The organism is Microbacterium sp. Marseille-Q6648, from assembly GCF_943181415.1.
In the GTDB taxonomy this organism is placed as follows: domain Bacteria; phylum Actinomycetota; class Actinomycetes; order Actinomycetales; family Microbacteriaceae; genus Microbacterium.
The window spans coordinates 336,676-350,695 of sequence record NZ_CALPBZ010000001.1; the positions used below are offsets into that span (position 1 = coordinate 336,676).

13 protein-coding genes, 1 tRNA gene and 1 pseudogene are annotated in these 14,020 nt (G+C 71.7%); 10 read left to right on the forward strand and 5 right to left on the reverse strand.

Features of this window, described 5'->3' with window-relative positions:
• Positions 1 to 10: 10 nt before the first annotated feature.
• On the forward strand, positions 11 to 502 hold the full coding sequence (locus NFR93_RS01595) for a MaoC family dehydratase (protein WP_251449586.1): 492 nt from the start codon (positions 11 to 13) through the stop codon (positions 500 to 502).
• Positions 499 to 1,326: an HpcH/HpaI aldolase/citrate lyase family protein gene (locus tag NFR93_RS01600; RefSeq protein WP_251449587.1), complete on the forward strand. Its 828-nt coding sequence runs from the start codon at positions 499 to 501 to the stop codon at positions 1,324 to 1,326. The genes NFR93_RS01595 and NFR93_RS01600 overlap by 4 nt, the downstream gene beginning before the upstream one ends.
• A 3-nt stretch (positions 1,327 to 1,329) precedes the next feature.
• Here NFR93_RS01600 and NFR93_RS01605 read toward each other — a convergent pair whose 3' ends face one another.
• Together NFR93_RS01605 and NFR93_RS01610 are read right to left on the reverse strand one after the other, a co-directional pair.
• On the reverse strand, positions 1,330 to 1,938 hold the full coding sequence (locus tag NFR93_RS01605; RefSeq protein ID WP_251449588.1) for a histidine phosphatase family protein: 609 nt from the start codon (positions 1,936 to 1,938) through the stop codon (positions 1,330 to 1,332).
• A 63-nt stretch (positions 1,939 to 2,001) separates the two neighbouring features.
• Entirely contained in the window at positions 2,002 to 2,838 is an 837-nt protein-coding gene (locus tag NFR93_RS01610) for a Sir2 family NAD-dependent protein deacetylase (protein WP_251449589.1), read from the reverse strand.
• 128 nt (positions 2,839 to 2,966) lie between these two features.
• Between NFR93_RS01610 and NFR93_RS01615 the strand changes: the two genes are divergently transcribed.
• Complete coding sequence (locus NFR93_RS01615; protein WP_251449590.1) at positions 2,967 to 3,770, forward strand: TrmH family RNA methyltransferase; 804 nt, start codon at positions 2,967 to 2,969, stop codon at positions 3,768 to 3,770.
• A gap of 3 nt (positions 3,771 to 3,773) precedes the next feature.
• Here NFR93_RS01615 and NFR93_RS01620 read toward each other — a convergent pair whose 3' ends face one another.
• Positions 3,774 to 4,643, reverse strand: coding sequence for an SGNH/GDSL hydrolase family protein (locus tag NFR93_RS01620; protein ID WP_251449591.1), 870 nt, complete (start codon positions 4,641 to 4,643; stop codon positions 3,774 to 3,776).
• Between the two features lie 152 nt (positions 4,644 to 4,795).
• Between NFR93_RS01620 and NFR93_RS01625 the strand changes: the two genes are divergently transcribed.
• Together NFR93_RS01625 and NFR93_RS01630 are read left to right on the forward strand one after the other, a co-directional pair.
• Positions 4,796 to 6,649 carry a DEAD/DEAH box helicase gene (locus tag NFR93_RS01625; RefSeq protein ID WP_251449592.1) on the forward strand — a complete coding sequence of 618 codons (1,854 nt, stop codon included), beginning with the start codon at positions 4,796 to 4,798 and terminating at the stop codon, positions 6,647 to 6,649.
• A 118-nt stretch (positions 6,650 to 6,767) separates the two neighbouring features.
• A complete protein-coding gene (locus NFR93_RS01630; RefSeq protein WP_251449593.1) occupies positions 6,768 to 7,856 on the forward strand; it encodes a VIT1/CCC1 transporter family protein in 1,089 nt (362 codons plus the stop codon).
• A gap of 55 nt (positions 7,857 to 7,911) precedes the next feature.
• Here NFR93_RS01630 and NFR93_RS01635 read toward each other — a convergent pair.
• Positions 7,912 to 7,996, reverse strand: a tRNA-Leu gene (locus NFR93_RS01635).
• A gap of 152 nt (positions 7,997 to 8,148) precedes the next feature.
• Here NFR93_RS01635 and NFR93_RS01640 point away from each other — a divergent pair.
• Together NFR93_RS01640 and NFR93_RS01645 are read left to right on the forward strand one after the other, a co-directional pair.
• Positions 8,149 to 9,450: a M20/M25/M40 family metallo-hydrolase gene (locus NFR93_RS01640; RefSeq protein WP_251449594.1), complete on the forward strand. Its 1,302-nt coding sequence runs from the start codon at positions 8,149 to 8,151 to the stop codon at positions 9,448 to 9,450.
• 48 nt (positions 9,451 to 9,498) lie between these two features.
• Positions 9,499 to 10,326: an undecaprenyl-diphosphate phosphatase gene (locus NFR93_RS01645; protein WP_251449595.1), complete on the forward strand. Its 828-nt coding sequence runs from the start codon at positions 9,499 to 9,501 to the stop codon at positions 10,324 to 10,326.
• A gap of 17 nt (positions 10,327 to 10,343) precedes the next feature.
• Here NFR93_RS01645 and NFR93_RS01650 read toward each other — a convergent pair whose 3' ends face one another.
• Positions 10,344 to 11,210, reverse strand: a complete 867-nt coding sequence (locus NFR93_RS01650; RefSeq protein ID WP_251449596.1) for a PAC2 family protein — start codon at positions 11,208 to 11,210, stop codon at positions 10,344 to 10,346.
• Between the two features lie 98 nt (positions 11,211 to 11,308).
• Between NFR93_RS01650 and NFR93_RS01655 the strand changes: the two are divergent.
• The 3 genes and pseudogenes from NFR93_RS01655 to NFR93_RS01665 all read left to right on the forward strand — a co-directional run.
• Positions 11,309 to 11,974 (forward strand): annotated as a pseudogene (locus NFR93_RS01655) (HAD family hydrolase); the annotation flags it as partial.
• Between the two features lie 58 nt (positions 11,975 to 12,032).
• Positions 12,033 to 13,031, forward strand: a complete 999-nt coding sequence (locus tag NFR93_RS01660) for a tRNA (adenine-N1)-methyltransferase (protein ID WP_251449597.1) — start codon at positions 12,033 to 12,035, stop codon at positions 13,029 to 13,031.
• 22 nt (positions 13,032 to 13,053) lie between these two features.
• Complete coding sequence (locus NFR93_RS01665; RefSeq protein WP_251449598.1) at positions 13,054 to 14,016, forward strand: FKBP-type peptidyl-prolyl cis-trans isomerase; 963 nt, start codon at positions 13,054 to 13,056, stop codon at positions 14,014 to 14,016.
• Positions 14,017 to 14,020: the final 4 nt, after the last annotated feature.

The window sequence follows — 14,020 nt, forward strand, 5'->3', positions numbered from 1 at the left end:
CGTGACCACGGTGACCGAGTTCGTCCAGCGAGGCCTGTACGTCGAGGAGCTGGAGGTCGGTGCGCGCTACCTGCACCGCCCCGGCAGGACCGCGACCGAGGCCGACAACGTGCTGTTCTCGTCGCTCACGATGAACGCGCAGGCCCTGCATCTGGATGCCGCCTACTCGGCGACGCAGCCGTTCGGCCAGCGGCTGATGAACTCGATGTGGACGCTGGCGACGATGGTCGGGGCCTCCGTCGCCCAGATCACCCAGGGCACGCTCGTCGCCCAGCTCGGCCTCAGCGACATCTCCTTCCCCGCGCCGCTCTTCCACGGCGACACCCTGTACACCGACACCGAGATCCTCGACGTCCGGCTGTCCTCGTCCCGCCCCGGGCAGGGCGTCGTCACGATGCGGCACACCGGCCGCAATCAGCACGGAGAGGTCGTCGCCACGGCGACCCGCGCGGCGCTGATGTGGTGCCGGGATGCCGCGCCGGACACTCCGGGGCAGCCGTGAGCCGCTTCGAGCTCGGCCCCGCGATCCTCTTCTGCCCCGCAGATCGTCCCGAGCGCTTCGACACGGCCCTGCGGCGCGCGGACGCCGTGATCCTCGACCTCGAGGACGCGGTGGCGGCCGGCTCCAAGCAGGAGGCTCGCGGAGCCCTCATCGATGCGAATCTGGACCCCAGCCGCGTCATCGTCCGCGTGAACCCGACCGGCACCGAGGACTTCGCCGCCGATATGGCGACACTGTCGCAGACCGACATCCGAACCGTCATGGTCGCCAAGGCTGAATCTCCGAAGCAGCTGCGGCGCATCGACGCGCGGTTCTCCGTGGTCGCGCTGTGCGAGACCGCCCGGGGCGTACTCGCGGCGGAGCGCATCGCCCAGCTCGACAACGTCGTCGCGCTGATGTGGGGTGCGGAGGACCTCGTCGCCTCTCTCGGCGGCTCGTCCAGCCGCAAACCCAACGGCCGCTACCGGGACGTCGCGCGCGCGGCGCGCGCTCGGGTGCTGCTGGCGGCGGGCGGGCACGGCCGTGCCGCGATCGACGCCGTCCACCTCGACATCGCCGACCACAAGCGACTGCGCATAGAGGCGATGGATGCGGCAGCATCGGGATTCGCCGCAACGGCGTGCATCCACCCGAGTCAGGTCGACGTCATCCGCGCGGCCTATCGCCCCGATGACGGAGCTCTCGCCTGGGCGCGGGACGTGCTGGCTGCGGCCGATGGCCGGCGCGGGGTCTTCACGCATGAGGGCCGCATGGTCGACGAGCCGGTGCTGCGGCACGCGCGCGCGCTCGTCCACCGCGCCGAGGCGGACGCACCCGGGGGCTGACGGTCAGACGAGGACGGGCGGGGCGTACGACAGCAGCGTCAGGCGCTCGCGCTCGTAGCGCACCTCGTGCGCGGATCCGTTGGCCAGCCGCTCGCCGGGTCGAGGGAGCTCGTCGCCCGTGGCGTGGCCGATGATCTCGCGGATCAGCCCTCCGTGGGCGACGACGATGAGCGTGGTGCGGGACGGCGCGCTCGAGCGGCGCAGGTCTGCGACGACGGTCGCGAGGGCCTTCCGCGCGCGGGTGCGCAGCGCGGCTGGCTCCTCGGCGCCCGGCACGCCGCCGCGATAGCTCGACCCCCACCGGCGCGCGAACTCCTCGATCTGCATCCCCTCGGCCTCCCCGTAGGCCCGCTCGCGCAGCTGTGCATAGCGGCGCGGGGTGTCGAGTTCCAGAGTGCCGGCGATGATGTCGGCCGTCTCGCTCGCGCGCGAGAGATCGCTCGAGACGATCGCGAGTCGCTCGCCGGCATCGCGCCGGAACCGCAGCGCGAGCGCCGCCTCGTGCGCTTGCCGCCGGCCGGTGTCGTTGAGCGGGATGTCGGTCGCCCCCTGGATGCGGCGATCGCGATTCCAGTCGGTCTCGCCGTGGCGGATGAGGATCAGTGTCGTCACGGCATCGAGCCTACGCGCGACAGCTCCGACGGGCCTCTCGCGCCGGTCCGCAGTTCGCGCGGTTTAGCGGTCGGGCAGAGCCGCGGCGAGCGCGGTGAGCACCTCGGTCGTGCCGCCGTCGATCTTGACGGTCGCGCGCGAGTCCGCCCTGGTGGCACCGCGGTTGACGATGACGACCGGCATCCGTCGCCGGCGGGCGCGCTCGAGGAGACGGATGCCGGAATTGACGACGAGGGAGGAGCCGGCGATGACCATCGCGTCGCTGGAGTGGACGAGCTGCTCCGCCTCGCGGAACTTCTCGAGGGGGATGTACTCGCCGAAGAACACCACGTCGGGCTTGAGCATCCCCTCGCAGACGCTGCATCCCGGCACGACGAATCCGTCGGTGCTCTCGGGCAGCACATCGCCGTCGGGACCGAGCCGGACGTTCGCGGGGACGGTGATCCACGGATTCTCGGTCTCGACGCGCACGGCGAGGTCGCGGCGGTCGAAGACCTGACCGCAGCGGGTGCAGAAGACCCGGCGCATGGTGCCGTGCAGTTCCACCACCCGACGGCTGCCCGCGCGGACGTGCAGGCCGTCGACGTTCTGGGTGATGACCCCGGTCACGAGGCCGCGCTCCTCGAGGGACGCCAGGGCGCGGTGACCGGCATTCGGCTGCGCGGCCGCGAACGTGCTCCAGCCGAGGTGGCTGCCGACCCAGTAGCGCCGCCGGGCGGCATCGCTGGAGAGGAACTGCTCGACGGTCATCGGCGTCCGCACGGGTGCGCCCTTGCCGCGGTAGTCGGGGATGCCGGAGTCGGTGGACATCCCGGCGCCGGTGAGGACCGCGATCCGGCGGCCCGCCAGCGCGTCGATCGCGCGCGCGAGCACCTCGGTGACGTCGTCCTGGTCCGTCACCGTGGCTCCAGCCGCTCCCGTGGTCACCGTGGCACCCCCCTTCGACCCTCCGAGTGTAGGCGCAGGCGTTTTCGGGGATGTTACGGCCGTCGCCCCGGCACCTGCGAGAGTGGAGAGCGGAGGTGTCGATGTCGTTCGAGTCGATCGAGGATGCCGGTGACCCGCGGCTGGTGGACTATCGCGATCTCACCGATGTGGCCCTCCGGCGGGTGATGGAGCCTGCCGGAGGGCTCTACATCGCGGAGTCGGCGAAGGTGCTGACCAGAGCCCTGGCCGCCGGTCATCGGGTGCGGTCGGTGCTGGTGCAGGACAAGTGGCGCGCCGACGCGGAACGGCTGCTGGCGGGGCGCGATGTCCCCGTCTACGTGGTGGACGCCGCGGTGGCCGAAGGCCTCACGGGCTACGCCGTGCACCGGGGGATCCTCGCGGCGATGCACCGACCCGCACTCGCTCCGGCGGCCGAGCTCCTGGCGGCGTCCCGGCTCGTCGTGGTGCTCGAGGACATCGTGGACCACACCAACGTCGGCGCCATCTTCCGCGCGGCCGCGGGCCTCGGCGCCGATGCGGTGCTCATCAGTCCGCGGTGCGCCGATCCGCTCTACCGCCGGAGCGTCAGGGTGAGCATGGGGACGGTGTTCCAGGTGCCGTGGACCCGCCTGCCGGAGTGGCCCGCCGCGGCCGGGGTCCTCCACGGGGCGGGTTTCGACATCGCCGCGCTCGCCCTCGCCGAGGGGGCGGTCGCGCTGGACGACTATGCGGCGTCCAGGCCGGGGAAGGTGGCGCTCGTCCTCGGTGCCGAGGGCGACGGTCTCTCCCGCGCGGCCCTCGAGGCGGCCGACACCGTCGTGACGATCCCGATGGCCGGGGGAGTGGATTCCCTCAACGTCGCCGCGGCCAGCGCCGTCGCGCTGTGGGAGCTGCGCAGGCGTTGAGGTTCAGGGGCGCTCGTCGTCGACGCCGGACGGCTCGTCCGCGTCCTCCCGGGTCGCCGGACGCGCCATCGGCAGCGGGTCGGGCCGCTTCGCGGTGACCAGATCGCCCGAGGACTGGTGGCGCACGCGCCGCAGCACCCACGGGACGAAATGCTCGCGCGCCCAGACCAGGTCCACCGCGCGGGCCTGGCGCCACGTGCGGCGGGGGAGCGGGTCTGGCTGCATCGGCTGCAGGTCGTTCGGCACGTTGAGCGCGCGCAGCACCATCCGCGCCACTTCATGGTGGCCGAGCGCATTCAGGTGCAGACGGTCGTCGTCGAAGAACCGCATGTCCTGGATCTCCTTGAGCGCCCACTGATCGGCGACGATGCAGTCGTAGCGGTCCGCGATCGCCCGGATGTTCTCGTTGTAGATGGCGACTTTGCCGCGGATCCCGCGGAAGACCGGTGTGAAGTGCGTGTCGATGCCGGTGAAGACGACGACCGTCGCGCCGTCCGCGCTGAGGCGCACGACCGCGTCCTCGAACACCTCGGCGACCGCGTCGGGATCCGATGTCGGGCGGATGACGTCATTGCCGCCGGCGGAGAAGGTCACCAGATCGGGCTTGAGGGCGATCGCGGGCTCGAGCTGCGTGTCGACGATCTGCCCGATGAGCTTTCCCCGCACGGCCAGGTTGGCGTAGGCGAAGTCGTCGACCGTGCTCGAGAGCACTTCGGCGACCCGGTCGGCCCAGCCGCGATGACCCCCCGGGGACGACGGCTCGGGGTCGCCGATCCCCTCGGTGAACGAGTCGCCGATCGCGACGTAGCGTCGCCAGGGGTGCTGCTGCGGGTTGGGGATGTACGGGGTGCGGGAGTCGTCGCTCGTCGGCATGGGTGTTCCTCGGTTCGTGACCTCGATCCAGCCTAACCGTCGGTCGGCGGGGCCCCGGGTGCGTCCGCTCGCGCCGGACTCACGGGTGCCGGCCGTGGGGTCGGGGTCGCCTATCGTGGAGACTCGCTGTCGCGAGTGGGAGGAGGCTGCCGGTGGACCACGTCGAGACGTCGGCCGAACCCGCATCCGGTGGATCACCGCACATCGGCAGCTTCGCCGCGGAGCACCTCTCTCCGGCCTTCCCGCAGCGCGCGCCCTGGGGAACGGCTCAGCGGCTGCGGGCATGGCAGGCCGAGGCGCTCGATCTGTACTTCGGGCTCGACGGTCCCGACGGCCAGGGCTCCGGCCCCCGGGACTTCCTGGCCGCCGCGACGCCCGGCGCCGGCAAGACGACCTTCGCCCTCCGCCTGGCTACCGAGCTGATGCGGCGCCGCGTGGTGGACCGCATCGTGGTCGTCGCCCCCACCGAGCACCTGAAGACGCAGTGGGCGGACGCCGCCGCGCGGGTCTCGATCCGGCTGGACCCGGCCTTCAGCAACCGCCACGCCACCCCCGCCCGTCACTATCACGGCGTCGCGGTGACGTACGCCCAGGTCGCCGTCAAGGCCTCGGTCCATCAGCGCCTGGTCATGGACAGACGCACCCTCGTCATCCTCGACGAGGTGCACCACGGCGGCGATGCCCTCAGCTGGGGAGACGCGCTCCGCGAGGCGTACGGGCGCGCCACGCGACGCCTGCTGCTGTCGGGGACGCCCTTCCGCAGCGACACCGCCCCCATCCCGTTCGTGGAGTACCACCCGGACGACAAGGGCATCCGCATCTCGCGCACCGACTACAGCTACGGGTACGGACGGGCGCTGGAGGACGGCGTCGTGCGTCCGGTCATCTTCCTGGTCTACGCCGGTCAGATGCGCTGGCGCACCAAGACCGGTGATGAGATGGAGGCGCAGCTCGGCCAGGACAACACCAAGGACATCACCTCCCAGGCGTGGCGCACCGCCCTCGACCCGGAGGGCGAATGGATCCCGGCCGTGCTGCGCTCGGCCGACCGCCGTCTCAGCGAAGTGCGGGAGCAGGTGCCGGATGCCGGGGGTCTGGTGATCGCCACCGACCAGACCGCCGCGCGTGCGTACGCCGCGATCCTGCGCGAGCTCACGGGGGAGGAACCCACGGTGGTCCTCTCCGATGAGGCCGAGGCGTCGTCGCGCATCGAGACCTTCGCCGCGGGGACGAGCCGGTGGATGGTCGCCGTGCGCATGGTGTCCGAGGGTGTCGACGTGCCGCGCCTCGCCGTCGGCGTCTACGCCACCTCGGCTTCGACCCCGCTGTTCTTCGCCCAGGCCATCGGCCGCTTCGTGCGCGCACGCCGCCGCGGTGAGACCGCGAGCGTCTTCCTTCCGCATGTTCCGCAGCTGATCGCCCTGGCCGGCGAGATGGAGCGTCAGCGCGATCACGCGCTGGACCGCGACAGCGACGGCGACGACGAGTGGGCGCTGGACGACGATCTGATGGATGCCGCGGAGCGTGAGGACAAGGCATCCGATGCCCTCACCGAGGAGTTCACGTACCAGGCACTCGGCTCGCAGGCGCACTTCGATCGGGTCCTGTACGACGGTCGCGAGTTCGGACAGCTGGCGGTGCCGGGCACCCCCGAGGAGGAGGAGTTCTTGGGGCTCCCCGGCTTGCTGGAGCCCGAGCACGTCCACGAGCTGCTCATGCAGCGACAGGTGCGGCAGGGGCGCCACCGTCACGCCCGCGAGGCTCGGGAGGCCACCGGTGAGGCGTCGCCCGCTGCGGCGCCGCCCGTGGCGCTGCACCGGACGCTGAAGGAGCAGCGCCAGCTGCTGAACAGCCTGGTCGGGCTCTACGCCCGGCAGTCCGGCGAGCCCCACGGCGCGATCCACGCCGAGCTTCGCCGGATCTGCGGCGGACCGGCCGTCTCGCAGGCCACCGTCGCGCAGCTGCAGTCGCGCATCGACACGCTGCGCTCCCGCGTCCGGGCGTGAGCGAGCCCGCTTCGGGGCTCCGAAATGCTGGCAATCCCCGCTTCGAGCCGGTTTCCGCTCGGGCGGCTCAGTAGCGTTTACGGGTCCCCACCCGCTTCCGCACCCACCGGAGACCTGTTTGAGCGCGCCCACCGCAGCCACCGACCGCGATCGACGCCGCTGGGCGCAGTACCTCGTCAACGAGCGCGCCGAAGCGCGGGTGTATCGCGAGCTCGCGGCCCGGCGCGAGGGCGAGGAGCGTGCCATCCTGATCGCCCTCGCCGACGCCGAGGGGCGGCACGAGGCGCACTGGCTCGATCTCCTCGGCGGCGAGCCCGCGCGGCTCCCGCGGCCGGACACCCGCACGCGACTGCTGGGACGGATGGCACGGCGGTTCGGGTCGATCTTCGTCCTCGCCCTGGCGCAGAACGCCGAGGGGCGCTCCCCGTACGCCGCCGACCCGCACGCGACCGCGGCGATGGCCGCGGACGAGCGCATCCACCAGGAAGTCGTCCGGGGCCTCGCCGCACGCGGCCGACGTCGGCTGTCGGGCACCTTCCGGGCCGCGGTGTTCGGGGCCAACGACGGACTCGTGTCGAATCTCGCCCTCGTGCTCGGGATCGGGGCGACCGGGGTCGCGCCGCAGTTCGTGCTCTTCTCGGGCATCGCCGGACTCCTCGCGGGAGCCCTGTCGATGGGAGCCGGCGAGTTCGTCTCGGTCCGCTCGCAGCGGGAGCTGCTCGCCGCCACGCAGCCCAACAACGACGCCGACCACGTGCTGCCCGACCTCGACCTCGACGCGAACGAGCTGGCGCTGGTGTACCGCACGCGGGGAATGAGCGCCGAGGACGCCCGTGAGAAGGCCGCGCGCGTCCTCGTCGACGCCCGCGCGGCCGACGCGGCCACGCCGTACCGCGGCCATGACGAAGGCGGCGAGGATCACGAGGTCGTCGGCGGTGCCCTGGGGGCGGCGGCCTCGAGCTTCCTCTTCTTCGCATCCGGCGCCGTCATCCCGGTGCTGCCGTGGCTGTTCGGCCTGTCCGGTCTCGGAGCCGTCGTGCTCGCGCTCGTCCTGGTCGGAATCGCCCTGCTCTCGACGGGTGCGATGGTCGGACTCCTGTCGGGCGCGCCGCCCCTGCGCCGAGCGCTGCGCCAGCTCGCGATCGGCTTCGGCGCCGCCGCGATCACCTACGCCCTGGGTCTGCTGTTCGGCGTCAGCGTCGGATGAGACGCCCACTCCCGGGAACGGAAAAAGGCCCCTCATCGGGGCCTTTTTCACTTTGTGCGCGAGGGGGGACTTGAACCCCCACGCCCTATACGGGCACTAGCACCTCAAGCTAGCGCGTCTACCTATTCCGCCACCCGCGCAGGTGGTTTTCGGTTTCGCAACCGAGGATCGACACTACCACGTCGTCGACGCCCGATCGAATCCGCATCGCCGATGCGAGCCACGGCCGACTGGGGCCGGGCCGCACGCCGGTGAAACGATCCGGCAACAGAGCCGGGGTAGGTTGGTCGGCATGCCCTCGTCGGAATCCTCTCTGCCCGAGGTCGCGCGGATCGCCCGCGACCTCATCCGATTCGACACCACCAATCACGGCGGGGGACGGGCCGAAGGCGAGCGCGAGGCCGCCGAGTACGTGGGTGCGTACCTCAGCGGTCTCGGCCTGGAGCCGGAGTTCTACGAGCCCATTCCGCGCCGCACCAACGTGTGCGCGCGCGTGCCGGGCCGCAACCGCGACAAGCCCGCGCTCGTCCTGCACGGGCACCTCGACGTCGTGCCGGCCGTCGCCGCCGACTGGTCGGTCGATCCTTTCGCCGGCGAGATCCGCGACGGCATGCTGTGGGGCCGAGGTGCGGTCGACATGAAGGACATGGACGCCATGATCCTCACCGCGGTGGGCGACATCCTGCGGGCGGGAGAGCAGCCCGAGCGCGATCTCATCGTGACGTTCTTCGCCGATGAGGAGAACGGCGGTGTGGAGGGGTCCGCGCTGGTGGTCCAGAACCGCGCACACTGGTTCGACGGCGCCACCGAGGCCATCAGCGAAGTCGGCGGCTACTCGATCGACGCGGCGGGGCGCCGAGCGTACCTCCTGCAGGTCGGAGAGAAGGCGCTCGTGTGGATCCGCCTGGTCGCGCACGGCCGTGCCGCGCACGGATCGAGCCACCACCACGACAACGCCGTGACCGCGCTGGCCGAGGGCGTGGCTGCGCTCGGTCGCACGGCGTGGCCGATCGAGCTCACCGACACCACGCGCGAGATGGTGGACCGGCTGGCGACGTTGACCGGTGCGGACCCGGTCGACCCCGACGCGGTCGCGCAGACCACCGGAAAGGCCGCCGGTTTCCTGCGGTCGACGCTGCGCACCACCACCAATCCCACCGGTCTCACCGCCGGCTACAAGCACAACGTCATCCCCGACCGTGCCGAGGCGCTCATCGACGTGCGGGCGCTCCCGGGCACCGAGGAGCTCGTGCTCGCCGAGATCCGCCGCATCGTCGGCCCGGACGTCGACGTCGAGATCGTGCACGCCGACATCGGGCTCGAGGTGCCCTTCACCGGTGACCTGGTCGACGCCATGGTCGGCGCGCTCGGCCGCCACGACCCCGGAGTGCCGGTCGTCCCGTACCTCATGGGAGGCGGCACCGACAACAAGGCGCTGGCGACCCTCGGCATCGCCGGATACGGCTTCGCCCCGCTGCGTCTGCCGGCGGGCCTCGACTTCACCGGGATGTTCCACGGCGTCGACGAGCGCGTCCCGATCGACGCGCTCGTCTTCGGTCAAGCCGTCCTGGCCGATCTGCTCCGCACCTACTGACGATCGGATGCCGCCACCGCCGGCATCCCCTCACGAAAGGCGCCCGCCATGCAGCTGTTCGAGGCGATCATCCTGGGCCTGGTCCAGGGGCTCACCGAGTTCCTGCCCATCTCCTCGAGTGCCCACCTGCGGATTCTCGGCGAGTTCCTGCCGGGTGCCCAGGACCCCGGCGCCGCCTTCACCGCCATCACCCAGATCGGCACCGAGGCGGCCGTGGTGGTCTTCTTCTGGCGCGACATCGTCCGCATCATCGGCAACTGGTTCCGCTCGCTCGGCGGGCGGATCCCCCGGAACGATCCGGACGCCCGCATGGGCTGGCTGATCATCATCGGCAGCATCCCCATCGTCGTGCTGGGTCTGCTGTTCCAGGACCAGATCGAGACGACCCTCCGGTCGCTGTGGCTGGTTGCGGGGATGCTGATCTTCTTCGGCGTGCTGCTGGGCATCGCCGACGCGGTCGGTGCGAAGAAGCGGAAGCTGAACGATCTCACCGTCGGCAACGGCGTCGTGTACGGGTTCGCGCAGTCGCTGGCGCTCATCCCGGGCGTCTCGCGGTCCGGCGGCACCATCACCGCCGGCCTGTTCATGGGCTACGAGCGGGCAGCCGCCGCGCGCTACGCGTTCCTCCTGGCGATTCCGGCCGTCTTCGGATCGGGGTTCTACCAGCTGTTCAAGAGCTGGAACGAGCCCGCCGTGTTCACGCTCGGCGAGACCGTGGTGGCCACCGTCGTCGCGTTCGTCGTCGCTCTCGGCGTCATCGCGTTCTTCATGGCCTGGATCTCCAAGCGCAGCTTCCTGCCCTTCGTGATCTACCGCGTGGCGCTCGGCGCGACGCTGCTCGTGCTGCTGAGCATGGGCGTCCTCCAGCCCTACTGATCGACGGGGCGCGCCGGTCAGCGACGCGGGTCGTCGCGCCCGGGCTTGTGCGGTCCCGCTCCGCCGCCACGGCGGAGATAGCGTTCGAACTCCTGCGCGATCGCGTCTCCCGAGGCCTCGGGGGAGTCCCACGTGTCACGGGTCCGCTCGAGCTGGCGGATGTACTCCGTCATCTCCTCGTCGTCCGCGGCGGCCGCATCGATCGACGCCTCCCACGCGGCGGCATCTGTCGCGAGCGTGCCGCGCGGGATCGGAGCGCCGGTGAGATCCTCGAGCCGGTCCAGCAGGGCGAGGGTGGCCTTCGGCGACGGGGTGTGGCCGGCGACGTAGTGCGGAACGCTCGCCCACAGGCTCGCGGTGGGGATGCCGGCGGCATCGGCGGCGTGACCGAGGACACTCAGAATGCCGACCGGCCCCTCGTAGCTGCTGCGCTCGAGCCCGTGACTGGCGCGGAGCTGCTCGTTGTCGCTGCCCGCGAAGACCGAGATCGGCCGGGTGTGGGGCACATCGGACATCATCGACCCCATCGAGACGAAGCCGGTGACGTCCTCGCGCAGCGCCACATCGATGAGCTCCGCGGCGAAGGCCTGCCATGCGCGAGCCGGCTCGACGCCGGTGAGCAGCCACAGCTGCGTGCCGCGGGTCGCGCGGGTCGGGCGCAGCAGTGTCGCCTCGGGCCACGTCAGGACGCGGCGGCCTTCGGCGTCGGTGGACACCTGCGGACGCGTGTACTGGTAGTCGAAGTACAGCTCGGGATCGACCGAGAACACCGGTTCGTACGAGCCCTCGTCGCGCAGCTGCGTCACGGCGGAGGACGCCGCCTCACCGGCGTCGTTCCATCCGTCGAACGCGGCGACCAGTACTCGGCGACCCAGTCCGTTCACGCGACCTCCTCATCCCCGGCGGGGTTCAGACCAGGATAGGCGCCGGGCGCCGCGGGCGGGGCGCCGGCCCGGCGAGTCCGCCTGGGTAGCATGGGGCAGTGACATCCCCCGCACCCCTGGCCGCTGTCCTCTGGGACATGGACGGCACCCTCGTCGACACCGAGCCGTACTGGATGGCCGCCGAGACCCCGCTGGTCGAGCGCTACGGCGGCACGTGGTCGCACGAGCAGGCGCTCTCGCTGGTGGGCATGGGGCTCGAGGACTCGGCCCGCATCTTCCAGGCCGCCGGGGTCCGCCTGGGCGTTCACGAGATCATCGACCACCTCACCGACGAGGTGATGAGGCAGCTCCTCGAGGACGGGGTGCCGTTCCGCCCCGGCGCGCGCGAGCTGCTGGCGGACCTGCGCCGCGCGGGCATCAAGACCGCACTCGTGACGATGTCCATGGGGCGGATGGCCCGGTCGGTGGTCGACCTCATCGACTTCGACGCCTTCGACGTGGTGGTCGCCGGCGACGACGCCACGCGGCCGAAGCCCTTCCCGGACCCGTATCTGCAGGCGTGCGAGGTGCTCGGGGTCTCGCCCCTCGAGGCGGTGGCCATCGAGGACTCCCCGAACGGGCTCCGCTCAGCCGTCGCGTCCGGCGCCGCCTCGCTCGGCGTGCCGCACATGGTCTCGCTCGAGGGCGCCGGCGCCCACGCCTTGTGGCCGAGTCTCGAGGGCCGGACGACGCAGGACGTCGCCGCCTTCCACACAGCCCACCGCCGCGCCCATCCCGACCCTGCCCCTCCGACCCTGCCCGCGCCCCCGAGGAGGCGACCCGATGACCGGACGACCCAGCGGGCCTTTCCGTGTCGGCGACCGCGTACAGCTCACCGGCCCCAAGGCGCGGCTCCACACCGTGACGCTGCGCGAGGACGGCGAGCTGCACACGCACCACGGCGTCCTGCGCCACCGCGACCTCATCGGCCAGCCGGACGGGTCGGTCGTGGTCAACAGCTCGGGCCACGAGTACCTGGCCCTGCGCCCCCTGCTGCGGGACTTCGTGATGTCGATGCCGCGCGGCGCCGCCATCGTCTACCCCAAGGACGCCGCGCAGATCCTCGCCCAGGCGGACGTCTTCCCCGGCGCGACGGTCGTCGAGGCCGGGGTCGGCTCGGGTGCCCTGTCACTGTGGCTGCTGCGCGCGATCGGCGGCGAGGGACGACTGATCTCGTTCGAGCGTCGCGAGGAGTTCGCCGACGTCGCCAGGGCGAACGTCGAGACGTTCACCGGCACGGCGCCGTCCAACTGGGACGTCGTGGTCGGCGATCTGGTGGCAGCGCTGCCCGAGGCCGTGGCACCGGCATCCGTGGATCGGGTCGTGCTCGACATGCTCGCGCCCTGGGAGTGCATCGACGTCGTCGCCGACGCGCTCACGCCCGGCGGCGTCGTGGTCTGCTACGTCGCGACGGCGACGCAGCTGAGCCGCGTCGCGGAGTACATCCGCGGCACCGGGCTGTTCACCGAGCCGGACGCGAACGAGACGATGGTCCGCGGCTGGCACGTCGAGGGGCTCGCCGTTCGGCCCGACCATCGGATGGTCGCCCACACCGGCTTCCTGGTGTGGGCGCGCCGGCTGGCACCGGGAGCGGTCCCGCCCGAAGTGCGGCGACGTGCGTCGAAGTCCAGCTACGGCGACGAAGACGTCGAGCTGTGGACGCCCGGAGCCGTCGGCGACCGGCAGATCACCGACAAGAACCTGCGCAAGCGCGTCCGCGAGGCCCGGCGCGCCGCCGATGGGGCGCGGCACGCGGCAGGCGGTGCCGACGGGAACGAGTGATCGGCGCCTCTAGACTGATGCGGTGCGAAAGATCTCCGCTGCCCTCGTCGCCGTCGCCCTGACCGCCGTCGGACTGACCGGCTGCTCCCTGCCCGGAGCCGCGGCGGAGTGCCCGCGGCCGGATGTCTCGGACGCCGAGACGATGGACCTGATCACCGTGTCGGGGCCGATCGAGAACGTTCCGGACGTCTCGGTCTACGCACCCTTCCAGACGTCCTCGACGGCCTACGCGGACGTCGAGGAGGGCTCGGGCACGCAGATCACGACCACCGCGCAGCTCGCCGTCCTCGATGTGACCCTCATCAGCGGCGAGACGGGCGATCTCATCGTGAGCACCGCCTATGACGGCAACCTCTCGAGCCCGATTCCGCTCACCCAGTGGACCACGTCGTTCCCCGGCTTCGAGGACGCCCTGTCGTGCGCCGAAGAGGGCGCGCGCGTGGCGATCGCGCTCGCCCCGGGCGACATCGAAGCGCAGACCGCGGCCGGACTCGGCATCGGCGAAGACGACTCCGCCGTCGCCGTCGTCGATGTCCGCAAGGTCTATCTGCCCAAGGCTGAGGGCGACTTCCGCTTCAACGCCGGCAACGGCCTGCCCGCCGTGGTCCGCGCGCCCGACGGGCGTCCCGGCATCATCGTCCCCGACGGCGCCGCTCCCGAGGACCTCGTCGTGCAGACCCTCGTGGAGGGCGACGGCGAAGAGGTCACCGGCGACACCCCGGTGCGCGTCCACTACACCGGCGTCCTCTGGGATGACCGCACCGTCTTCGACAGCACGTGGGACGCCGAACCGGCCTCTCTCACTCTGGACGGCGTCGTCCCCGGCTTCGCGCAGGCGCTGGAGGGCCAGACCGTCGGCTCCCAGGTCATGGTGGTGATCCCGCCGGAGCTCGGCTACGGCGACACCGAGCAGGGGTCGATCCCCGCCGACTCCACCCTGGTGTTCGTGATCGACATCCTCGGACTGGACCAGCCCGCCGCCTAGGATG